At 66.7% G+C, this 21,532-nt stretch carries 24 protein-coding genes and 2 pseudogenes; 16 read left to right on the forward strand and 10 right to left on the reverse strand.

All coding sequences use genetic code 11. The features are described from left to right. Positions 1–94: 94 nt before the first annotated feature. The 5 genes from hemF to pbpG all read left to right on the forward strand — a co-directional run bounded on the left by hemF (position 95) and on the right by pbpG (position 4,281). On the forward strand, positions 95–1,009 hold the full coding sequence (hemF, locus tag NVV93_RS00110) for an oxygen-dependent coproporphyrinogen oxidase (RefSeq protein WP_258252432.1): 915 nt from the start codon (positions 95–97) through the stop codon (positions 1,007–1,009). A gap of 159 nt (positions 1,010–1,168) precedes the next feature. After that, positions 1,169–1,987: a shikimate dehydrogenase gene (aroE, locus tag NVV93_RS00115; RefSeq protein WP_258252433.1), complete on the forward strand. Its 819-nt coding sequence runs from the start codon at positions 1,169–1,171 to the stop codon at positions 1,985–1,987. Between the two features lie 4 nt (positions 1,988–1,991). Beyond that, positions 1,992–2,351, forward strand: a complete 360-nt coding sequence (locus tag NVV93_RS00120) for a DOPA 4,5-dioxygenase family protein (protein ID WP_258252434.1) — start codon at positions 1,992–1,994, stop codon at positions 2,349–2,351. Between the two features lie 61 nt (positions 2,352–2,412). Next, on the forward strand, positions 2,413–3,279 hold the full coding sequence (locus NVV93_RS00125; protein ID WP_258252435.1) for a carboxylate/amino acid/amine transporter: 867 nt from the start codon (positions 2,413–2,415) through the stop codon (positions 3,277–3,279). A gap of 87 nt (positions 3,280–3,366) precedes the next feature. Further along, complete coding sequence (gene pbpG, locus NVV93_RS00130) at positions 3,367–4,281, forward strand: D-alanyl-D-alanine endopeptidase (protein WP_258252436.1); 915 nt, start codon at positions 3,367–3,369, stop codon at positions 4,279–4,281. Between the two features lie 3 nt (positions 4,282–4,284). Here the strand turns inward: pbpG and NVV93_RS00135 are convergent. Next, positions 4,285–4,995 (reverse strand): annotated as a pseudogene (locus NVV93_RS00135) (LysR substrate-binding domain-containing protein); the annotation flags it as partial. On the opposite strand from NVV93_RS00135, the pseudogene NVV93_RS00140 reads away from it, so the two are divergent. Beyond that, a pseudogene (locus NVV93_RS00140) lies at positions 4,992–5,144 on the forward strand (MFS sugar transporter); the annotation flags it as partial. The pseudogenes NVV93_RS00135 and NVV93_RS00140 sit on opposite strands and share 4 nt — an antisense overlap. A gap of 22 nt (positions 5,145–5,166) precedes the next feature. Beyond that, positions 5,167–5,967 carry a 2,5-didehydrogluconate reductase DkgB gene (dkgB, locus tag NVV93_RS00145; RefSeq protein WP_258252437.1) on the forward strand — a complete coding sequence of 267 codons (801 nt, stop codon included), beginning with the start codon at positions 5,167–5,169 and terminating at the stop codon, positions 5,965–5,967. Between the two features lie 177 nt (positions 5,968–6,144). On the opposite strand, the gene NVV93_RS00150 is transcribed toward dkgB, so the two are convergent. The 3 genes from NVV93_RS00150 to trpB form a co-directional block, all read right to left on the reverse strand. Continuing rightward, positions 6,145–8,307: a TonB-dependent siderophore receptor gene (locus tag NVV93_RS00150; protein ID WP_258252438.1), complete on the reverse strand. Its 2,163-nt coding sequence runs from the start codon at positions 8,305–8,307 to the stop codon at positions 6,145–6,147. Between the two features lie 181 nt (positions 8,308–8,488). After that, positions 8,489–9,298 carry a tryptophan synthase subunit alpha gene (trpA, locus tag NVV93_RS00155; RefSeq protein WP_258252439.1) on the reverse strand — a complete coding sequence of 270 codons (810 nt, stop codon included), beginning with the start codon at positions 9,296–9,298 and terminating at the stop codon, positions 8,489–8,491. Then, positions 9,295–10,506 carry a tryptophan synthase subunit beta gene (gene trpB, locus NVV93_RS00160; RefSeq protein WP_258252440.1) on the reverse strand — a complete coding sequence of 404 codons (1,212 nt, stop codon included), beginning with the start codon at positions 10,504–10,506 and terminating at the stop codon, positions 9,295–9,297. The genes trpA and trpB overlap by 4 nt, the downstream gene beginning before the upstream one ends. Positions 10,507–10,742: 236 nt before the next feature. On the opposite strand from trpB, the gene NVV93_RS00165 reads away from it, so the two are divergent. Continuing rightward, the gene (locus tag NVV93_RS00165; RefSeq protein WP_258252442.1) at positions 10,743–11,636 is read left to right on the forward strand and encodes a LysR family transcriptional regulator; all 894 of its coding nucleotides are present in this window, start codon (positions 10,743–10,745) and stop codon (positions 11,634–11,636) included. A 29-nt stretch (positions 11,637–11,665) separates the two neighbouring features. On the opposite strand, the gene NVV93_RS00170 is transcribed toward NVV93_RS00165, so the two are convergent. Next, positions 11,666–11,989: a YqjD family protein gene (locus NVV93_RS00170; protein ID WP_258252443.1), complete on the reverse strand. Its 324-nt coding sequence runs from the start codon at positions 11,987–11,989 to the stop codon at positions 11,666–11,668. A 147-nt stretch (positions 11,990–12,136) separates the two neighbouring features. Between NVV93_RS00170 and NVV93_RS00175 the strand changes: the two genes are divergently transcribed. The 3 genes from NVV93_RS00175 (at position 12,137) to NVV93_RS00185 (ending at position 13,957) form a co-directional block, all read left to right on the forward strand. Beyond that, entirely contained in the window at positions 12,137–12,352 is a 216-nt protein-coding gene (locus tag NVV93_RS00175) for a dodecin (protein ID WP_258252444.1), read from the forward strand. Between the two features lie 60 nt (positions 12,353–12,412). Further along, positions 12,413–12,634, forward strand: a complete 222-nt coding sequence (locus NVV93_RS00180; protein ID WP_258252445.1) for a DUF1161 domain-containing protein — start codon at positions 12,413–12,415, stop codon at positions 12,632–12,634. Positions 12,635–12,955: 321 nt separating this feature from the next. Beyond that, positions 12,956–13,957 (forward strand): LLM class flavin-dependent oxidoreductase, encoded by a 1,002-nt coding sequence (locus NVV93_RS00185; RefSeq protein WP_258252446.1) that lies wholly within the window; start codon positions 12,956–12,958, stop codon positions 13,955–13,957. A 327-nt stretch (positions 13,958–14,284) separates the two neighbouring features. Here NVV93_RS00185 and NVV93_RS00190 read toward each other — a convergent pair whose 3' ends face one another. Beyond that, positions 14,285–14,707, reverse strand: a complete 423-nt coding sequence (locus tag NVV93_RS00190; protein ID WP_258252447.1) for a hypothetical protein — start codon at positions 14,705–14,707, stop codon at positions 14,285–14,287. Between the two features lie 199 nt (positions 14,708–14,906). Beyond that, complete coding sequence (locus tag NVV93_RS00195) at positions 14,907–15,320, reverse strand: hypothetical protein (protein WP_258252448.1); 414 nt, start codon at positions 15,318–15,320, stop codon at positions 14,907–14,909. 207 nt (positions 15,321–15,527) lie between these two features. On the opposite strand from NVV93_RS00195, the gene NVV93_RS00200 reads away from it, so the two are divergent. Continuing rightward, positions 15,528–16,628 (forward strand): aminopeptidase, encoded by a 1,101-nt coding sequence (locus NVV93_RS00200; RefSeq protein ID WP_258252449.1) that lies wholly within the window; start codon positions 15,528–15,530, stop codon positions 16,626–16,628. A 20-nt stretch (positions 16,629–16,648) separates the two neighbouring features. Continuing rightward, the gene (locus tag NVV93_RS00205) at positions 16,649–16,882 is read left to right on the forward strand and encodes a DUF1161 domain-containing protein (protein ID WP_258252450.1); all 234 of its coding nucleotides are present in this window, start codon (positions 16,649–16,651) and stop codon (positions 16,880–16,882) included. Positions 16,883–17,058: 176 nt separating this feature from the next. Here the strand turns inward: NVV93_RS00205 and NVV93_RS00210 are convergent, their stop codons facing one another. The 3 genes from NVV93_RS00210 to NVV93_RS00220 all read right to left on the reverse strand — a co-directional run bounded on the left by NVV93_RS00210 (position 17,059) and on the right by NVV93_RS00220 (position 19,024). Further along, complete coding sequence (locus NVV93_RS00210) at positions 17,059–17,637, reverse strand: hypothetical protein (RefSeq protein WP_258252451.1); 579 nt, start codon at positions 17,635–17,637, stop codon at positions 17,059–17,061. 104 nt (positions 17,638–17,741) lie between these two features. Then, positions 17,742–18,161, reverse strand: coding sequence for an MAPEG family protein (locus tag NVV93_RS00215; RefSeq protein ID WP_258252452.1), 420 nt, complete (start codon positions 18,159–18,161; stop codon positions 17,742–17,744). Positions 18,162–18,379: 218 nt separating this feature from the next. Continuing rightward, positions 18,380–19,024, reverse strand: coding sequence for an HAD family hydrolase (locus tag NVV93_RS00220; protein ID WP_258252453.1), 645 nt, complete (start codon positions 19,022–19,024; stop codon positions 18,380–18,382). A gap of 215 nt (positions 19,025–19,239) precedes the next feature. Here NVV93_RS00220 and NVV93_RS00225 point away from each other — a divergent pair, with 215 nt between their 5' ends. Genes NVV93_RS00225 through NVV93_RS00235 form a run of 3 tightly spaced genes read left to right on the forward strand, consistent with a single transcriptional unit; the run spans position 19,240 to position 21,529 of the window. Then, on the forward strand, positions 19,240–19,536 hold the full coding sequence (locus NVV93_RS00225; RefSeq protein WP_258252455.1) for a hypothetical protein: 297 nt from the start codon (positions 19,240–19,242) through the stop codon (positions 19,534–19,536). After that, positions 19,533–21,191, forward strand: coding sequence for a PepSY domain-containing protein (locus NVV93_RS00230; RefSeq protein WP_258252456.1), 1,659 nt, complete (start codon positions 19,533–19,535; stop codon positions 21,189–21,191). Before NVV93_RS00225 ends, NVV93_RS00230 begins: the two co-directional genes overlap by 4 nt. Then, positions 21,191–21,529 carry a DUF3325 domain-containing protein gene (locus NVV93_RS00235; protein WP_258252457.1) on the forward strand — a complete coding sequence of 113 codons (339 nt, stop codon included), beginning with the start codon at positions 21,191–21,193 and terminating at the stop codon, positions 21,527–21,529. Before NVV93_RS00230 ends, NVV93_RS00235 begins: the two co-directional genes overlap by 1 nt. Positions 21,530–21,532: the final 3 nt, after the last annotated feature.

A 21,532-nucleotide genomic window follows, 5' to 3' on the forward strand; every position in this document is an offset into this window, starting at 1 on the left:
ACCGCCGTCAAGCTGTGCGGCGCGGCGACGATGGTATGCTTGCGCCCTGATTTTTGCCCGCCCGCGCGTATGGGCACCGTCCCAAGGTGATGCCGTGACCGTTTCCGTCGAGGCCGTGAAGGCCTATCTGCTCGATCTGCAAGACCGTATCTGTAGTGCCCTGGAGGCCGAAGACGGCACCGCCGGTTTTGTCGAAGACGCCTGGCAACGCCCGGCCGGTGGCGGCGGGCGCACGCGGGTCATCGAGAATGGCGCGCTGATCGAAAAGGGCGGAGTGAACTTCTCCCATGTGTACGGCACCGGCCTGCCACCATCGGCCAGCGCGCATCGTCCGGAGCTGGCCGGGCGCGGCTTCCAGGCGATGGGCGTGTCGCTGGTGATCCACCCGGAAAACCCGCACGTGCCGACCTCGCACGCCAACGTGCGCTTCTTCATCGCCGAGAAAGAAGGCGAAGAACCGGTCTGGTGGTTCGGCGGCGGTTTCGACCTGACTCCCTACTACGCCAACGAGGAAGACTGCGTGCACTGGCACCGGGTCGCGCGCGACGCCTGCGCGCCGTTCGGCGCCGAGGTCTACCCGCGCTACAAGGAATGGTGCGACCGCTACTTCCACATCAAGCACCGCCACGAGCCGCGCGGGGTGGGCGGGCTATTCTTCGATGATCTGAACGAGTGGGACTTCGACACCAGCTTCGCCTTCCTGCGCGCCATCGGCGATGCCTACCTGCAGGCGTATCTGCCGATCGTGCAGCGCCGCAAGGCCACGCCGTTCACCGAGCAGCAGCGCGAGTTCCAGGCGTTCCGCCGCGGCCGCTATGTCGAGTTCAACCTGGTCTACGACCGCGGCACCCTGTTCGGCTTGCAGTCCGGTGGGCGTACCGAGTCGATCCTCATGTCGCTGCCGCCGCACGTGCAATGGGGCTACGACTGGAAGCCGGAGCCGGGCAGTGAAGAGGCGCGGCTGACCGAGTACTTTCTGCAGGACCGCGACTGGCTGGCGGGGAGCTGATCTGTCGTAGGACGAGGATTGCTCCCTCTCCCCCTGCTTCATAAAAGAAAGGCGGGAGAGGGTTGGGGAGAGGGCGAGGCGCCTGGCTACCCTCTCCCCCGTCCCCTCTCCCACTCGTGGGAGAGGGGAGTAAAAACCCTGCTTCTTGAAGGATTTTCCATGGACCGCTACTGCGTCTTCGGCAACCCCATCGGCCACAGCAAGTCGCCGCTGATTCACCGGCTGTTCGCCGCGCAGACCGGCGAGCAATTGAGCTATGACGCGTTGCTCGCGCCGCTGGATAATTTCGAGGGGGCGGCCCGCGAGTTCTTCCGCAGCGGCCGCGGCGCCAATGTCACCGTGCCGTTCAAGGAGCAGGCCTTCCGCCTGGTCGACGAGTTGGCGCCGCGTGCCGAGCGGGCCGGGGCGGTGAACACCCTGACCAAACTGGCCGACGGCCGCCTGCGCGGCGACAACACCGACGGCGCCGGGCTGGTGCGCGACCTGACGGGCAATGCCGGCATCGACCTGGCCGGCCAGCGCATCCTGCTGCTCGGCGCCGGCGGCGCGGCGCGCGGGGTGATCGAGCCGTTGCTCGCCGAGCACCCGGCCACCCTGACCATCGCCAACCGCACCGTGGCCAAGGCCGAGGAGCTGGCGCAGCTGTTCGGCGCCTTCGGGCCGGTCGCCGCCAGCGGCTTCGACTGGCTGGAAGAAGAGGTCGATCTGATCATCAACGCCACCTCGGCGAGCCTCGCCGGCGAGCTGCCGCCGCTGGCCGCGAGCCTGATCCGCCCCGGGCACACGCGCTGTTACGACATGATGTACGGCAAAGAACCGACCGCCTTCAACCGCTGGGCCGCCGAGCAAGGCGCGGGGCAGACCGTCGACGGCTTGGGCATGCTGGTCGAGCAGGCCGCCGAAGCGTTTTTCCTCTGGCGCGGTGTGCGTCCGGACAGCACTGCGGTGCTCGCCGAATTGCGCCGGCAGCTGGCCTGAAGCGATGAGCGCGCCGATCAGCGGCTACCACGCGCACGTCTATTTCGACGCGCAGAGCCTCGAACAGGCGCGCGATCTGTGCGCGCAAGCCGCGCAGCGCTTCGCCGTGAGCGTCGGCCGCGTGCATCAGCGCCCGGTCGGCCCGCATCCGGACTGGAGCTGCCAGCTGGCGTTCGGCGCCGAGCTGTTCGATCAAGTCATTCCCTGGCTGATGCTCAATCGCCAGGGCCTGACCATTCTGGTGCATCCGCTGACCGGTGACGGGCTGCGCGATCACCGCGACCATGCGCTGTGGATGGGCAGCGTGCGGCCGCTGGACCTGACGGTGTTTGCCCGCCCCGAATCGCCTGCAGGCATCCCGTAACGCGGTTATGCGGCGGCCGGCCACGGTATGATCCACGGCGATTTTTCTTCGAGTTGTCGCCATGCCTTACCTGCTCGCCGTCACCGTCCTCTGGGCGTTCTCCTTCAGCCTGATCGGCGAATACCTGGCCGGCCGGGTCGACAGCGATTTCGCCGTGCTGGTGCGGGTCGCCATCGCCGCGCTGGTGTTCGCCCCGTTCACCCTCTGGCGTGGTCTGCCGTGGCGCTTGCTGGGCGGTCTGTGGCTGGCCGGGGCGCTGCAGTTCGGGGTGACCTACCTGTGCCTGTATCGCAGCTTCAATGTGCTGACGGTGCCCGAGGTGCTGCTGTTCACCGTGCTCACGCCGATCTACGTGACCCTGCTCGACGATGCGCTGGTGCGGCGCTTCAACCGCTGGGCGCTGCTGGCTGCGCTGGTGGCGGTGGGCGGCGGGCTGATCATTCGCTTCGAGCGGCTGGAGGGCGAATACCTGCTCGGCTTCCTGCTCCTGCAAGTGGCTAACGCGACCTTCGCCGCCGGCCAGGTGCTGTGCCGCCAGTTGTTGTTGCGCTATCCGAGCGAGCAGCCGCTGCATCGCTACTTCGGGCATTTCTTCCTCGGCGCATTGTTCTTGGTGGTGCCCTCGTTCCTGCTGTTCGGCGATGCCGGACGCTTGCCGCAGGGCGCCGTGCAGTGGGGCGTGCTGGTGTGGATGGGGCTGTTCGCCACGGCATTGGGGATGTTCTGGTGGGTCAAGGGCAGCACCCAGGTGGATGCCGGCACTCTGGCGGTGCTCAACGAGCTGCATGTGCCCGCCGGGCTGCTGGTCAATCTGCTGATCTGGAACCGTGACGCCGACCTGCCGCGGCTGGCCGTCGGCGGCCTGGTGATCCTCGCTTCGCTGTGGCTCAGCCGCCTCGGTCGTCCGCCGCGCAGCGCTCTGGCCTGAGGGCTGCGAGGCGCCGGCGCATTTCGTATACTTTGCAGGCCGGCACGGATGCCTTGGCCTCCTCCCACCGCCAGCGGACCGCCTCCTGTGAACATTCGCCATTCCCTCGCCGCCCTGTTGCTGGCGTGCAGCCTGCCCTTCACCACCGCGCTGTGGGCGGCGCCGAAAACTCCGATCAAGCCGACCCAGCAGCTCGCCTCTGGTAGCGCCCTGCTGGTCGACATGAGCACCAACCAAGTGCTCTATTCGAGCAATCCGGAGCTGGTCGTGCCGATCGCCTCGGTGACCAAGCTGATGACCGCGATGGTCGCCCTCGACGCCAAGCTGCCGCTCGACCAGCAGCTGCCCATCGTCATCAAGGACGTGCCGGAGATGCGCGGGGTGTACTCGCGGGTGCGTATCGGCAGCCAGATCAGTCGCCGCGACATGCTCCTGCTGGCCTTGATGTCCTCGGAGAACCGCGCCGCCGCCAGCCTCGCCCACCACTATCCGGGCGGCGTGCCGGCCTTCGTCGCGGCGATGAACGCCAAGGCCCGCGCGCTGGGCATGACCCGTACCCATTACGTCGAGCCGACGGGTCTGTCGGAGCGCAACGTGTCCAACGCCAGCGATCTGGTCAAACTGCTCAAGGCCAGCCAGCGGTATCCGCTGCTTGGCCAGTTCAGCACCACCACCGAGAAGACCGCGAGCTTTCACAAACCCAACTACACCCTGGGTTTTCGCAACACCAACCGCCTGGTCTACAAGGCCGGCTGGAGCATCCAGCTGACCAAGACCGGCTTCACCGACGAGGCCGGCCACTGCCTGGTGATGCGCACCATGATGAACGGCAAGCCGGTGGCCTTCGTGGTCCTCGATGCGTTCGGCAAGTACACCCACATGGCCGACGCCAACCGCCTGAAGAAGTGGCTGGAAACCGGCAAGATCACCCCGGTCGCCCCGGCCGCGCTGGCCTACAAGCAGCAGCGCCAAGCCAGCCGCCAGTTGCAGGCGGCGCAGTAACCCTCAGCGCCGGCCGGGTTGCAGGTGGGCGCTGACGTAATCGAGAAAACAGGTAATTCGCGAGGCCAGCGCAGTGTTGCGGTAATACACCGCGTGGATCGGCTGGCGCACGTCGACCGTCTGCTCGCCCAGCACCTGGACCAGCGCGCCGCTGGCGTGATCCGCGGCAGTCATGAAATCCGCCAGACAGACCATGCCGGCGCCGGCCAGGGCCAGCTGGCGCAAGGTTTCACCGCTCGAGGCCTTGAGGCTGGGGACGATCGCCAGCGTGTCGCCGAGCGCATGGCGCAATGGCCACTGGTTGAGGCTGTCCGGCTGGGTGAAGCCGAGCAGGCTGTGCGCGCCGAGCGCCTCCACGGTCTGCGGCGTGCCGTGTTGGCGTAAATAGTCGGGGCTGGCCAATACGCGTAGCGGATTACCACCCAGCGGCCGTGCGTGCAGCGTCGAGTCGCGCAGCGGGCCAATCCGGATCGCCACGTCGGTGCGTTGTTCGAGCAGGTCGATGATCTGTTCGCTGCTGTGCAATTCCAGCTCGATCTGCGGGTACTGCGCGCGGAAGCCGGCCACCAGCGGCACGATCACATGCAGCATGAACGGTGAGGCGGCGTTGACCCGCAGGCGGCCGGCCGGCGTCTGGCGACGCACGGCGATCTGTTCCTCGGCTTCCTCGACGCTGGCGAGAATCTGCCGTGCCTGGGCGAGAAAGGCGCGCCCATCTCGGCTTGATCCACACTGCCTGGATTGGTGCGCTGATTGTCTTGCTGGCCTTCGGCCTGACGGTGTGGAGTGGTCGGCTGGATCGGCGTGGCGCGGACTATGCTGCTGCGAGCGGGGCCACTTCGGCGTGGGTCGCCGGTCACTGATTGAGCATCGAGGAGAAACTTCATGAGCGTTCCTGCCTTGGGCCTTGGCACCTTTCGCCTCAAGGGCCAGCAAGTCATCGACTCGGTGCGCATGGGCCTGGAGCTCGGCTACCGGCACATCGACACCGCGCAGATCTACGGCAATGAAGCGGAGGTCGGCGAGGCGATCACCGACAGTGGGGTACCGCGCAGCGAGCTGTTCGTCACCACCAAGATCTGGACCGCCAATCTGGCCAGCGACAAGCTGGCTGCCAGCCTCGAGGACAGCCTGCACAAGCTGCGTCTGGAGCAGGTCGACCTGACCCTGATCCACTGGCCGTCGCCCGACGACGCGCTGCCGGTCGCCGATTACCTGGGCAGCCTGCAGGAGACCAAGCAGCGCGGTCTGACCGGCCAGATCGGCGTCTCCAACTTCACCATCAGTCATTTGCAGCAGGCCATCGACACGGTGCGCGCCACGGAAATTGCCACCAATCAGGTGGAGATCCACCCGTTTCTGCAGAACCGCAAATTGGTCGAGTTCGCCCGCGCCAACGGCATTCACCTGACTGCCTATATGCCGCTGGCGTATGGCAAGGTGCTGGACGATCCGGTCCTGCAACGCATCGCCGCCGAGCACGCGGCCAGCCCGACCCAAGTGGCGCTGGCCTGGCTGCTGCAACAGGGCTTTGCGGTGATTCCCTCGTCGACCAAGCGCCATAACCTGGCCAGCAACCGCGCCGCCCGGCACTTGCACCTGAGCGACGCGGACATGGCCGAGATCGCCACCCTCGACCGCGGCGAGCGCCTGGCCAACCCGGAGTTTGCGCCGCGCTGGGATTGACCGAGTCGGCGTCCAGCGAGTCCGTCGGGCGACGGCTTTGCGCGGATCTCATCCGTTACGAGCAGGTGCCATCTTCGTTGGCCGCACCGTGCGGCCGACATAAAAAAGCCGCTGCTGGCCTAGGCAGGCAGCGGCTTTTCATCTCAGCAGACGTAACTGGCGCTTATCCGTTGGGGATCAGAAGCGGTAGTTGCCGCTCAGCTCCAGGGTGCGCGGCGCGCCGGGGGTGATCAGGTCCACCGAGCCGTGGGCGGAGGCGTAATAGTCCTTGTCGAACACGTTGTTCAGGCGCAGCGCGGCATCCCAGCTCGGCTCGTTGTACAGCAGGGCGGCGTCGAAGGTGGTGTAGCCGGGCATCACTACGTTGTTGTCCAGCGCGGTGAAGCGCTCGTCGACGTAGTTGGCGCCCATGCCCAGGCGCCAGCGCGGTGCCAGGCTGCGGACCAGCCAGAGGTTGGCGCTGTTGCGCGGGGTGAGGGTCGGTGTCTGGCCTTCGTTGGGCACGCCGTTGGTCTTGCTGTTGGACTTGGTGATCTCCGCGTCCAGGTAGGCGTAACCGCCGTAGACCTGCCACTTGTCGCTGAGCTGGCCGCTGACGGTGGCCTCGAAGCCATCGGTACGCTGCTCTCCGGCGAGCACCAGCAAGGCTGGGTTCGCCGGGTCGCTGGTCTTCATGTTGGTGCGCTCGAGACGGAACACCGCGGCGGTCAGCGACAGGCGGCTGTCGAGCAGGTCCCACTTGGCGCCCACCTCGTAGTTGGTGGTCTCCTCCGGTTCCAGATGCTGGTTGGTCACGCTGACGGCGAACACCTCGCCGGACGGCTGATAACCGCGGCTGACCGAAACGTAGTAGGACTGCACCTGGTCTGGCTGGTAGACCAGGCCGGCGCGCGGGCTCCAGGTCTTGTCGGTGCGGTCGAGGTCGACATTGGCGGCGCGCTCGTCGTCGTATTCCTGGCCGAAGATGTCGTAGCGCACGCCGACCAGGGCCTTCCACTGCGGGGCTAGCTCGACCAGATCTTGGACGTAGAAGCCGGCGGTGTCCTGCAGGTTGGTGCCCACAGTGAGCGCTCCGACGGCGTGCTCCGGCACCGGCACCAGGCCGTCGCGGAACACGGGCACTTGGGCCACGTTGTTCTGGTTGACGGAGCGCTGGTGCTTGTCCTGGTGACCCAGCTCCACGCCGTAGAGCAGGTTGTGCGCCATGCCGGCGAGCTGTGCCTGCTGCTTGAGCTCGGTCTGGTTGAACACACCGTATTCGTCGCGTGCGACGTTGCCGCGGTTGAGTTTGACCAGCAGCTCGCCGTTCGGCGCGGTGACGAAGCGCGTCGCACTGGAGTCGGCCAGGGTGTTGTTGCGGTCCAGGTCGTAGTGGTAGTAGCGGGTGGCGTTGGTCAGGCTGAGGTCGTCGCTGATCCGGTAGTCGAAGCCGGCGGTGAAGCTGAACACCTCGCTGCGCGCGTAGTCCTGGTCCGGGTCGCCGGAGCCGAAGCGCGTCTCGCGGTCGACGTCCACCGGACGGTTGCCGACCGCCGCCGCGGGCAGGCGGGCTGCCGCCGGCTGGTAGGCGGCGAGCTGGCCGGGGATGCCGAAGTCGATCAGGCGCTTGTCGTACAGGTAGGTGGCGCCGAGGTTCAGCTCGAGGTCGTCGGACAGGCGGAAGTAGGCGGACGGGGCGAGGGCCTTGCGGTCGGTGTAGCCGTCGTCACGGAAGGTGTCGCTGTCTTCGAAGGCGCCGGTGAGGCGGAACGCCTTGTCGCGCTGTTCGAGGTCGGCGGCACCGAGGTCGAACTGGGTGCGCCGCTGGCCTTCGCTGTCGAAGCTGACGCCGACTTCCTTGATCGGCGCGAAGGTCGGCTTCTTGCTGACGCTGTTGATCAGGCCGCCCGACGAACCGCGGCCATACAGCACGGCGGCCGGGCCCTTGATCACTTCGACCCGCTCGACGTTGGACAGGTCGCGGAAGTACAGGGCGTCGTCGCGCATGCCGTCGACGAACAGATCGCCGATGGCGCTGAAGCCGCGGATGGTGATCTGATCGCGCTGGCCGTCGCCGTTGGACAGGCCGATGCCGGGCACGTTTTTCAGCACGTCTTCCAGCGACTGGGCGCCCTGGTCCTTGATCACGCTCTGCGGCACCACGTTGACGGTCTGCGGGATGTCGCGCAGCGGCGCGTCGATCTTCAGCGCGCTCTTGCTCTCGGTGGCCTGGTAGCTCTGCTCGTAGCTGCCATTCACGGCGGTGGCAGGCAGGGCCAGGGTGTCCTTGTTCGCTGCATGCAGCGTCGGGGCGATGAGCAGACTGAGTAGCGGCAGGGTCGAGGGGAGGCGGGAAAACATCACAAGACAACTCCATTTGTAAGTTATTTGTAAATGGTAACAATTCTCATTGCATATGATAAGGCTTAACTTGCCGGGGCCGTTGTGCTATCGCGCGGCGCGGGAAGGCGTCTACGCCAGGCGCACGGGCAGAAAAAAGCCGCGGCCTGCACGAGCAGACCGCGGCTTGGGGTGGGACGGGTCAGCCGCGCGCGGTGCGCACGCCCTCGGCCAGCGAGCGGCACAGGTCGAGCACACCGCTCACCGCCTGTTCCGGGCTGGCGGCCTGTTCGATCTGGTCGATCAGCGCCGAGCCGACCACCACGCCGTCGGCCAGGCGGGCGATGCTCGCCGCATGCTCCGGGGTGCGGATGCCGAAGCCGATGCTGACCGGCAGGTCGGTGTGGCGGCGCAGGCGCGTCACGGCCTCCTCGACGTGCTCCAGGGTCGCCGCGCCCGCGCCAGTGACGCCGGCCACCGAGACGTAATAGACAAAGCCCGAGCTGCCGTTGAGCACGGTCGGAAGGCGCTGGTCGTCGGTGGTCGGCGTGGTCAGGCGGATGAAGTCGAGGCCGGCGGCCTGGGCCGGTTCGCAGAGGTCTTCGTTATGTTCCGGCGGCAGGTCGACGACGATCAGGCCGTCGACGCCGGCGGCCTTGGCATCGGCGATGAAGCGGCCGACGCCGTAGTAATGGATCGGGTTGAAGTAGCCCATCAGCACCAGCGGCGTGCAGCTGTCGCCGTTGCGGAATTCGCGGACCATCTGCAGGGTCTTGGCGAGGGTCTGCTTGCCGGCCAGGGCGCGGATGTTGGCCAGCTGGATCGCCGGGCCGTCGGCCATCGGGTCGGTGAACGGCATGCCCAGTTCGATGATGTCGGCGCCGGCTTCCGGCAGGCCCTTGAGGATCGCCAGCGAGGCGTCGTAGTTCGGGTCGCCGGCAGTGACGAAGGTCACCAGGGCGGCGCGGTTCTGCTGTTTCAGCTCGGCAAAGCGCGTTTGCAGGCGGCTCATGCGTGCTTCTCCTCAAGGTTCAGGTGGTGCATGACGGTCTGCATGTCTTTGTCGCCACGCCCGGACAGGTTGACCACCATCAGGTGATCCTTGGGCAGGGTTGGCGCGCGTTTGAACACTTCGGCCAGTGCGTGGGCGCTTTCCAGGGCCGGGATGATGCCTTCCAGGCGGCAGCACTGGTGGAACGCGGCGAGCGCTTCGTTGTCGGTCACCGAGGTGTATTCGACGCGACCGATGTCGTGCAGCCAGGCGTGTTCCGGGCCGATGCCGGGGTAGTCGAGGCCGGCGGAGATCGAGTGGGCGTCGATGATCTGGCCATCGTCGTCCTGCAGCAGGAAGGTGCGGTTGCCGTGCAGCACGCCGGGCACGCCGCCGTTCAGGCTGGCCGCGTGCTTGCCGGTCTCGATGCCGTGACCGGCCGCTTCGACGCCGATGATCTGCACGCTGGCATCGTCGAGGAACGGGTGGAACAGGCCCATGGCGTTCGAGCCGCCGCCGATGCAGGCGACCAGCGAATCGGGCAGACGGCCTTCCTGGGCCTGCATCTGCTCGCGAGTTTCCTTGCCGATCACCGCCTGGAAGTCGCGCACCAACTCCGGATACGGATGCGGGCCGGCCACGGTGCCGATCAGGTAGAAGGTGTTGTGCACGTTGGTCACCCAGTCGCGCAGCGCTTCGTTCATCGCGTCCTTCAGCGTGCCGGTACCGGCGACTACCGGGATCACCGTGGCGCCGAGCAGCTTCATGCGGAACACGTTGGCCTGCTGGCGATCGATGTCGGTGGTGCCCATGAAAATCACGCATTCCATGCCGAAGCGCGCGGCCACGGTGGCGGTGGCCACGCCGTGCATGCCGGCGCCGGTCTCGGCGATGATGCGCTTCTTGCCCATGCGCTTGGCCAGGAGGATCTGGCCGATGCAGTTGTTGATCTTGTGCGCGCCGGTGTGATTCAGCTCTTCGCGCTTGAGGTAGATCTTCGCCCCGCCGCAATGCTCGGTGAGGCGTTCGGCGAAATACAGCGGGCTCGGCCGGCCGACGTAGTCGCGCTGGAAGTAGGCGAGTTCCTTGATGAATTCTGGATCGACCTTGGCCTTCTCGTATTCGGCAGCGAGGTCGTGGATCAGCGGCATCAAGGTTTCGGCGACGTACTGGCCGCCGAAGCTGCCGAACAGGCCCTTGGCGTCAGGACCGGTGCGCAATGAAGTCATGGTGATGTCCCTTGGGATCAGGTGGAAACGGGTGACCGCAGGATGGGTGGGGGTGTCTAGCCGGAGCCGCAGGCGATACCCATGCTGCTGGTGAGTCGATGGGTATCGCGATGCTCCAGCTAGGCGCCCCCACCCATCCTACGGACGGATCGGCGTATGCGGCGATTCTACTCCTGGCCGGCGTCTGGAAAAGCGATTAGATTGCCATGACGTGTCAGGAAAACTCACGGATTGCCATGACCAATGACCTGCCCCCGCTGAATGCCTTGCGCGCCTTCGAGGCGGCCGCTCGGCTGCTCAGCGTCAGCCAGGCCGCCGACGAGCTGCACGTCACCCACGGGGCGGTGAGCCGGCAGATCCGTGCCCTCGAGGAGCACCTCGGGCTGGCCCTGTTCAGCAAGGACGGCCGCGGCGTAAAACTCACCGATGCCGGGCTGCGCCTGCGCGATGCCAGCGGCGAGGCGTTCGAGCGCCTGCGCAGCGTCTGCGGCGAACTCAAGCAGGGCCGCGCCGATGCGCCGTTCGTCCTCGGCTGTCCCGGCAGCCTGCTGGCGCGCTGGTTCATCCCGCGCCTGGACCGTCTCAACCGTGCGCTGCCCGAGCTGCGTCTGCAACTGTCGGCCAGCGAAGGTGACCTCGACCCGCGCCGCGCTGGGCTGGACGCCACGCTGTGGTTCGCCGAACCGCCGTGGCCGGCGGACATGCAGGTGTATGAGTTGGCCGCCGAGCGCATCGGCGCAGTGCTCAGCCCGCGCCACCCGCGTGCCGGCGAACTGCAGCAGGCGCCGGCACGCGTGCTCGGCGGCGAGGCGCTGCTGCACACCGCGTCGCGGCCGCAGGCCTGGCCGCAGTGGGCGCAGGCCCATGGGCTGGACGCGCGTCAGTTGCAGCTCGGGCAGGGCTTCGAGCACCTCTATTACCTGCTGGAAGCGGCGGTGGCCGGACTCGGCGTGGCCATCGCGCCGCAACTGCTGGTCGCCGACGACCTCACCGCCGGCCGCCTGCTGGCGCCCTGGGGCTTCGTCGAAACCCCGGCGCGGCTGGCCTTGTGGGTGCCGGCGCGCAGCCTCGACCAGCGCGCTGAGCGTCTGGCGCAGTGGCTGGCCGAGGAGCTTGAGGCCAGTCCTTGAGGGAGAGATGAGGCCGGTAATCCGAGCGCTCAGTCGTTCTGGCTGCTGTAGTACAGATAGCCGATTACCCCGATCACCCCGAGCAGCAGCCCGGCGGTGGCCAGCGGGTGCTCGCGCCCGTAGTCGCGGGTCAGCGTGCCGGCCCGGTAGGTCCGTTGCTTCACTTCGTCATAGGCATCGCTCAACAGGCTGCGCGAATGGGCCAGCGCGGCCTCGGCGCTCTGGCGAATGGCTTTCAGCGAGCGGCGCGAGTCGTCACTGGCGCCTTCCTTGAGGGTTTCCAGGGCGGCGATCAGATTCTGGATTTCCGATTCGATCCCGTGCAGCGATTGTTTGCGGCTAAACAAGGCCATGAGGTGTCTCCTTTGGGGCGGTGTCTGTCAGGTTCCGACTACACCCTGCCGGGAAAGTGCGACTAGGCTGAACTTCAAGCGCAGCTCTGGGCCTATTTCTGGACAGGCCGTGCCGCTGCGGGTCATCCCGTCCAAGGAGAACACCTCATGTCCGATCACCACGTTTACAAGAAAGTCGAACTAGTCGGTTCCTCGAAGACCAGCATCGAGGACGCGATCAACAACGCTCTGGCCGAGGCGGCGAAAAGCCTCAAGAACCTGGAATGGTTCGAGGTCACCGAAACCCGTGGCCATATCGCCAATGGTGCGGTGGCGCACTATCAGGTGACCCTCAAGGTGGGTTTCCGCATCGCCAACAGCTAGGCTGGCTAGGCCATCCCCCAGCGGATGGCCATCTTTGACTATGACGAGGGAACGTTTTCGATGAAGAGAATCCTGCTTGCAATCGGCCTGTCGGCCTTGGCCTCCTCCGCTTTCGCGGCCAAACCGTGCGAAGAGTTGAAGGCCGAAATCGACGCCAAGCTCAAGGCCAAGGGCGTGGCGTCCTACACCCTGGAAATCGTCGACAAGGGCAGCGTCACCGACAAGCAAGTGGTCGGCACCTGCGACGGCGGCACTAAGGAAATCGTCTACCAGCGCAACTGATCGAACTCGGCAGTGCGGAGCCGGCATGCTCTCGGGCATGCCGGCTTTTTTGTCCTCGCGATTTTGAGGGGTTGTGGGCTAGCCCCCGGTTCTACGGGTTAGATTTTTTGTAGGAGCGGATTTATCCGCGATAGCCGGCGCCGCGGATCGCGAATGAATTCGCTCCTACCAAGGCGCTGCAACCAGCTTTTGTGGGTCAGCTGCGCAGCGGCGTAACCCACGAAAAGCGCTCAGCAGGCGGCGCGGTTTTCACAGGGCTCTGCTCGGGGCTTGTCTGCCGACGGATCGTCCCCACATAGACAGGATGACCCAGGAGGTTCCATGACCCGTTTGGCAGACACTCGCATTTCCGTCCTCGACCTCGCCCCGGTACGCACCGAAACCGGCGCGGCCGGGGCGCTGCACAACTCGCTGGCGCTCGCCCAGCACGTCGAACGCCTCGACTACACGCGCTTCTGGGTGGCTGAGCACCACAACATGGATGGCATCGCCAGTTCCGCCACTGCCGTGCTGATCGGTCATCTGGCCGGCGGTACCTCGCGCATTCGCGTCGGTGCCGGCGGGGTGATGCTGCCCAACCATGCGCCGCTGGTGATCGCCGAACAGTTCGGCACCCTGGAAACCCTCTACCCCGGGCGCATCGACCTCGGCCTCGGTCGCGCCCCGGGTGCCGACCAATACACCGCCCACGCCCTGCGCCGCGAGCGTTCCGGCAGCGCCGACGACTTCCCCGCCGATGTCGAGGAGCTGCAGCGCTATTTCGGCCCTCGCACGCCCGGCCAGCGGGTTATCGCCATGCCTGGCGCGGGCACCAACGTGCCGCTCTGGCTGCTCGGCTCGAGCCTGTTCAGTGCCCAGTTGGCGGGCATGAAAGGCCTGCCCTACGCCTTCGCCTCGCACTTCGCGCCACGCCTGATGCACGAGGCGATCCGCGTCTACCGAAACCACTTCAGCCCTTCGGCGGTACTCGATAAGCCCTACGTGATGCTCGGCGTACCGCTGCTGGCCGCCGACAGCGACGAGCGTGCCGAACACCTGGCGACTTCCGCCTACCAACGCATCCTCGCCCTGCTGCGCGGCCAGAGCCTGGTGCAACGGCCACCGGTGGCGAGCATGGACGGCCTGTGGTTACCGCACGAACGCCCGGCGGTCGGCGAATTCTTCGGCATGGCGGTGATCGGTGGCCCAGAGAAAATCCGCGCGCGCCTGGAGGTGTTGCTCGAGCAGACCGAGGCCGACGAGCTGATCTTTACCTGCGACATGTACGACTTCGCCGATCGCCTGCGCAGCTACGAAATCCTCGCCGAAGTGCAGCGCGGCTGACGCGCGGGCACTTGCAATGGCGATCAAAAACTATCTGCCCGTTACGTGTTGCACCTCGTTTTTGTAGGGCGGGTTAGCCGCGTAGCGGCGTAACCCGCCAGGCGGCAGCACCCTGAATATCTACGCCCAGCCTGATCGGTGGGTTACGCCTGCGGCTAACCCACCCTACGAATCTGAGGCCGGTGCACCTGCCCTCGTGGGTTTTTTGTGTGCGGCCGATGGCCACGGTCATGGGCCGGCCACGGAAAGTTCGAGTAGCCCGGATGCAATCCGGGAGCGGAGTTGCCGGCTTCCCCGGATTACATCCGGGCTACACGCTGACTCGTCTCAAAACGGCCCGCAGCGCAACACCTCGCCGCGCGCCAGCACCTTACGCTGCCCGTCATACAGCCAGGCCTGGGCCTTGGCCGCCAACGGGCGGGCCTCCAGGCGATAACGCTGGCCGGCGGCAAAACTGGCGTACTGCACGCGCAGAATGCAGGCCACCTGGCCCGGCGAGCCGCTCGGGTCCATGCCGCCGCCGCCCGAACGTTCGTACTGGAAGCGCACTTCCAGCTCGTGGGCGCCGGGGTTGACCTGAAAAAACCGTCCCTCGCTGAGCCGCGCGCCATCCAGGCGATTGGCCGAGATCGTATGGCTGGGTTGCTGGGTGGCCAGCTCGACCCAGGCCTGATGCGGATCGGCGGGCGGCAGGCTGCCGGCGCAGGCGTAGAGGCTGAGGGCGACGAGGGGAAGCAGGAGCGCGCGCATGGCGATGTCCTCGATGAGGCGGCGATAGCACCAGTCTACCCCTCACTCAGGCTTCCGCCCGCGCCGCGGCACAGACCAAGCCCGTAGGAGCGAATTCATTCGCGAAAAGGCCCAGCCCGTTCGCGGATAAATCCGCTCCTACAAAAACCGCTACCGGTCGGGATAGGGCGTCTGGCAAGTCGCATCCACGCAAGACTACTCAGAACTCGCCGCAGCGCCCCTCGCGCCCCTTGGCCAGCACCTGGTTGCGTTCGTCGTAGAGCTTGGCCCAGGGGCGGAAGCCGATGTTGCCGGCGACCAGCCGGTAGCGCTGGCCGGCGGCGAATTCGGCGTATTTCAGCCGCACCTGGCAGTTGCGTGGTAGCGCCGGGCTGCCGGGGCCGACGTCGCTGCCGTCGACGGCGAACGACAGGCGCGCCTGCAACTCGTGGCTGCCCGGCTCGACCTGGAAGAAGCGGTCGTCGTCGAGCGGCTTGTCGTCGACCTCGGCGGCGCGCAGTTGGCTGGCCGGGTTGGTGTGCAGGTCGATCCACGCCTGGTTCGGATCGTGGGCTGGCATAAAGGCGCAGCCGCCCAGCGATGAAACAGCGAAAACAGCCAGCAACACGCGCATACGGAACTCCCAGATCAAGGCAGAAAAGCGGCGGGCGGGCGTTGCTCCGGTATCGGCGAACGCCTAGCGGCAGCCGTCCCTAGTCGCGGCAAATGCCCAGCGGATGCACGCTGGATTGCCGCACTGCGGTTGCTCCGGTTGTCGCCGCGCGGCGCATTGCGCCATGCTGGCGCGGCTTTCCTTGCGCGAGACGTTGCCCAGCCTGCCATGTGGTTTTTTTCTAGCTCACTCGACCGTGGTTTGCGCCGCTCGGTTCCCCTGTTGCTGCTCGGGGCGCTGAGTGGTTGTTCGAGCCTGGCCTATTACGCGCAATTGGCCGACGGCCAGCTCGATCTGCTGCGCCGCCGCGAACCGGTGGCCGCAATCGTCGCCGACCCGGCCCGTGACCCCGTGTTGCGCCAGCGTTTGAGCCTGTCCCAGCAGGCGCGTAGCTTTGCCAGCACCGCGCTGCTGCTGCCCGACAACCGCAGTTACCGGGTCTACGCCGACCTCCAGCGACCCTACGTGGTGTGGAACCTGTTTGCCGCGCCGGGGCTGTCGCTGGCGCCGCTGACCCACTGTTTCCCGATCGCCGGCTGCGTCGCCTACCGCGGCTACTACACGCCGGGCGGCGCGCGCGGCGCGGCGGCACTGCTCCAGCAGGACGGCTGGGATACCTACGTGACCGGCATCGAGGCCTATTCGACGCTCGGCTGGTTCGACGATCCGCTGCTCAGCAGCATGCTGCGCTGGGACGACGAGCGCCTGGCCGCGCTGATCTTCCACGAGCTGGCCCACCAGCGCTTCTATGTGCCGGACGACACTGCCTTCAACGAATCCTTCGCCAGCTTCGTCGAGCACGAGGGCCTGCGCCAATGGCGCGCTGCCCGCGGCCTGGCGCCGCTCGACGGGCATTCCGAGCGGATGCGCGAACAGTTCACCGCGCTGATTTTGGCCAGCCGCGCACGCCTCGAGCAGCTGTATGCCGGGCCGCTCGATGCGCCCGGCAAGCGCGCCGGCAAAGCCGCCGAATTCGCCCGCCTGCGCGCCGAGTACCGCGTGCTGCGCGACCGCGACTGGCACGGCGACAAGCGCTACGATGCGTGGATCTACGCGCCGCTGAACAACGCCAAGCTGCTGCCGTTCGGTCTCTACGACCGCTGGCAGCCAGCTTTTGCTGCGCTGTTCCGCCAGCAGCAGGGCGACTGGGCGCGTTTCTACGCCGCCGTCGAGGCGCTCGGCGCTCAGCCGCCCGTCGAACGCGAACAGGCCTTGCTGGCCTTGCAAGCAGCGAACCCAGGCCTGCCTGGCACAGTCAAAACTCAGTGAGTTACAACCGGAGGTGAACGATGACCAGATGGATATGCGCGGCCCTGCTCGGCCTGTTGGCCGGCAATGCGCTGGCGGCGCCCAAGCCGTGTGAAGAACTCAAGGCCGAAATCGAAGTGAAGATCCAGGCCGCCGGGGTGACCAGCTACACCCTGGAGATCGTGCCCAACGCCGAGGTCAAAGACGCCAATATGGTGGTCGGCAGCTGCGCCGGCGGGACCATGAAGATTCTCTACCAGAAGAACGGCAACTAGCCGCGCACTGGTGGCTCCCCTCGCCCGTTTACCGACCGGAGGGGCTGGGGGAGAGGGTCAACCATAGGGTAGGTCGAGGCGCGCGGCGTCGATACCCATCGAGTCGCGGTGATGGGTATCGTTGCGCTCAACCGCACGCCCCGACCCATCCTACGTACAGAGGGCGAGTCCGCGAATCACGGCTGACGATCGCGCCACGAATCGGAATCGTACACGTACGAGTCGCCGAGAATGCTTTCGTAGCGAATCAGCAGCCGCGTCCTGACCTTGAGCTCGGCCATGATGGCGTGCGGCTCATGTTCCCGCAGCATCAGTGTGAACGTGTTGAATTTCCGTCCCGGCGGAATGAACTCTCCGACGATGAACATCTCGGCGCGTTGGTTGGAGTCGATCGCGCCGAGGTATTTCTTCGCGGCGGCCTCCAGGACGTCGGGCCCCTCGCCCTCCTGCAGCTCACCGTCCACCCAGAACTTGATCTCGCGGGCGATCGCGGGCCCCAGGCCGTTGTTTTCGAGGGTAAAGAAAAAGGTCTTATGGCTGGGGTCGGTATGCGCCCAGCCTGACAGGTGCGGAGTAACCATCCGCCGGTTGTGCTGCTCGTGCAGCTTGATCTGCTGGTGGCTGAAGCGCACGGCGATGCAGGCGACGATGACCGATGCCAGGGCGGCGATGGCGGACAGCAGGGTCGCCAAGTCGGCAAACCAACTGCCTGATGGGGGGATCACGTACACCACAGAATCGACTATCGGTTCCATCCGGATTGTTCCCTGGGCTGGAAAGGAGGATTCATCTGCGCAACTGGCTGAGACCTAACCGCGACAGGGCTATCTACGCCACCTGGCCAACACCTGCCAGGACCTCAGCCGAGCGCCCGCGATAGCAAGCCAATCGCCCAATACGTGGCAATGGCCAACTGCACGGCAAAGCAGGCGAAGCGCGTGTTAACGGCCAGGATGCTCGGCGAGGCCAGATGCACCAACGACTGCGCCAAACGCGCAGCCAGCAGGTAATAGGCAAGTGGATCGGTGAGAGAAGTCTGCCCGGTGGCAAGCGCTACGAGGAGCAGACCGCCGAAGAGCGGCAGGCCCTCCACGCAATTGGCGTGAGCCCGCGCCAGGCGCTGCATGAAGGGGGACAGATTGGAGTTGTCGGGTTTGAACTGGTTGGCCGGGATGCGTTTGAGGACCACCAGCCGGCCGCGCAACAGTTCCATGAGCACGAGCAGAAACAGGGTCCAGGCAATGAAGCCCGTCAACGCGATAGCCGAGGGGGTGTCCATCTGCGCTCATCCTCCAGTCCTGGGAGATGAAGCCTAGCGTTGAATCCCGGAGGGTGGGCCTCGTTGGGCATGTCAGTCGGTGGAAAGCCCTGCGCGGGTTTCCACGGGTTGGCCATCCACTCTACGTTCCTACAAGCGAGGCAGATTCCGTAGGGTGGATGTCGCGCAGCACATCCACCGGGGGTCTCGCGGTGGACAACGCTGCGCGGTTGTCCACCCTACGCAAAGGCTTGGTGCAGCGCGGCGAGCGTCTCGAAGTGGTAGGTCGGCGCCTCGGCGAGCAGCTCCTCGCGACTGCCGAAGCCGTAACCGACCGCCGCGCAATCCAGGCCGTTGCGTCGCGCGCCGATCAGGTCGTGCTTGCGGTCGCCGATCATCAGCGCCTGGCTTGGATCGAGGCGCTCCTCGGCGAGCAGGTGGGCGAGCAGCTCGACCTTGTCGGTGCGCGTGCCGTCCAACTCGCTGCCGTAGATCAGCTTGAAGTGCCGGTCGAAGCCGAAATACCGGGCGATCTCGCGGGCGAACACGCTCGGCTTGCTGGTCGCGATGTACAGCGTGCGGCCCTGTCCGGCGAGGCATTTGAGCAGCGCCGGCACGCCGTCGAACAGGCGGTTCTCGTACAGCCCGGTGACCTTGAAGCGCTCGCGGTAATGATTCACCGCCTGCCAGGCGGTGGCCTCGTCGAAGCCGTAGCTGGTCATGAAGCACTGCAGCAGCGGCGGGCCGATGAAGTGTTCCAGCGCGCTGAGGTCGGGTTCGTCGATGCCGAGCTGGGCGAGGGCGAACTGCACCGAGCGGGTGATGCCTTCGCGCGGGTCGGTGAGGGTGCCGTCGAGGTCGAAGAGGACGTGCGAGTAGTGCATGGCGGGCGGGGGCAGCGAACAGGGGCGCTCAGGATAACAGGCGCGCGGTCGCCCGGCCGGGCGCGCTGAAACAATCTGTTGCACTGCCGGCGACCGACGGCTGCGGGTTTTTCGGCGCTCATCCGTCATAGGCATAGAACCTGAGTTTTCCCCCGCCTGTCCCGCCGCGCTCGGCCGGATCGGTGACTTCGTTTTCCCGTCCGTCCGGTACCTGCATGAAATCGACTTCCCCTGCGCGCGGCTACGGCCTGGCGCTGCTCTCCCGCGTCGCCGCGGCCATCTTCGGTGGCTACGCGCTGACCGCTGCCAGCGTGATCTTCCTCAGCGCGCTGATTCCCCTGCCGAAGAGCCAGGCAGTGCTCGCCGCCTCGCTGGCCAGCTTCGCCGTGTACACCGCGGCACTGGTCTGGGCGTTTGTCGCCGAGCGCCTGGGCATCCTGTGGCTGAGCCTGCTGCTGCCGGCCGCGGTGCTCACCGGCCTCGGCCTGCTGCTCGGCGGGGTTGGCGTATGAGTCAGCTCGACGCGGGCGTGGCGCAGGGCGGGCTGCGCCAGAAGATGGCCTGGCTGCACACCTGGGGCGGCCTGTGGGCCTGCTGGGTGTTGTTTGCGATCTTCCTCACCGGCTCGCTGGGGGTGTTCGACGAACCGATCACCCGCTGGATGAAGCCGCACCTGCCGCAGGCCAGCGCGCTTACCGACGGCGCCGAGTTGGGCGATGACAGCGCGCGGCGCCAGGCGGTACGCCTCGGCCAGGCCTACCTGACGGCGCAGCAGCCCGCCGCGCATTCTTGGGGCATCAGCCTGCCCAACGACAACGAGCCGGCGATCAACGTGTTCTGGCAGGACGCCCAGGAGGTCTTCCACAACGCCCGCCTCGATGCGCAGAGCGGCGCGCCGTTGGGCGATTCGCTGCAGCGCGAGAGCGAGGGCGGTCACCACTTCGTGCACATGCACTTCGAGTTCCACGGCGGTACCGCCGGGATCTGGCTGGTCGGCGCCTTCACCATGGCGTTCCTGGTGGCGCTGGTCAGCGGGGTGATCATCCACAAACGCATTTTCAAGGACTTCTTCACCTTCCGCCCGCGCAAGGGCCAGCGCAGCTGGCTGGACGCCCACAACGCGCTGTCGGTGCTCAGCCTGCCGTTCCAGCTGATGATCGCCTACACCGGCCTGGCGACCTTTTACATGCTCTATATGCCGGCCGGCATCGTCGCCCACTACCCCAGCGACGAGGCGTATTTCGCCGAGCTGCTGACCCAGCCGGCACCGCAGGAACGCACCGGTGTCGCCGCGCCGGTGACCGCACTGGACGCGGTGCTGCAGCGTAGCGAGCAGCAGTTGCAGCGCCCGGTCAGCTTCATCAGCGTCGAGCACCCCAACGACAGCAGCGCCGCGGTGGAGGTGTTCGGCCGTTCCATCGAGAAGGCCGGCGAGTACCGCCTGCTCGGCGGCGGCGGCGGCCAGGTGTTCTTCGACGGCGTCAGCGGTGCACCGCGCGACATCCAGCTGCCCGGCGAACTACGCGGCGGCGCGGCGCAGGACGTGCAGTCGGTGATGGCCAACCTGCACTTCGCCGCGTTTGGCGGCCAGGTGGTGCGCTGGCTGTTCTTCATCTGCGGCCTGGCCGGCGCGGCCATGCTCGCCACCGGCGCGTTGCTGTTCATGGTCAAACGCCGGCAGCGCGCGCTGCACGAGTTCGGCGCGCGCACCGCGCAGGTCTACCGGGTCATCGAGGTGCTCAATATCGGCACCATCGCCGGCCTCAGTGTGGCCTGCATCGCCTTCTTCTGGGCCAACCGGCTGATCCCGCTGGGTATCGCCGAGCGGCCGGAATGGGAGATCGCCGCGTTCTTCGCGGTATGGCTGCTGAGCTTCGTGCATGCCACGCTGCGCCCGCCGAGCCAGGCCTGGATCGAACAGCTGCTGGCGCTCGCCGCGCTGTGCTTGCTGTTGCCGCTGCTCAACTGGTGGACGGTCGGCGAACAGCTGGTCGGCTACCTGCTGCGCGGTGACGGCGAGCGCGCCGGGGTCGAGCTGGTCGCCCTGGCCAGCGGCCTGCTCAGCCTGGTCGCGGTGCGTCGCCTGGCGCGCAAACGCCGTCAGGCGCGGATGCCGGCCACGCCGCGGCGGCAGGCGGCACGGGTCGCCGTGGCGGAGGTGCAGTGATGGACATGAGCCTCGCGATTGGCCTCGGCGCCGCTCTCAGCTTTGCCGGCATGGCCGGCCTGTGCCTGGGCATGGACCGCCATCACCAGCAGGTCTGGGCGCGTAAAGCGCCGCGCCGCCAACGCGCGCTGCGTCTGGCCGGCTGGCTGCTACTGGCGCTGGCGCTGTGGCCGTGTCTACAGGTATGGGGCAGCGCGGTCGGCCCGGTGGTCTGGTGCGGCCTGCTCAGCGCCGCGGCGTTGAGTCTGGCGCTGTTGTTGCCCTATGGCCCGCGGCCGGTCGCCGGCCTGGCGGCGCTGGCGACCTTCGCAGTCGTGCCGCTGCTGTTCACCCTGTAACAC

This window comes from Pseudomonas sp. LS44 (assembly GCF_024730785.1).
Lineage (GTDB): Bacteria > Pseudomonadota > Gammaproteobacteria > Pseudomonadales > Pseudomonadaceae > Aquipseudomonas.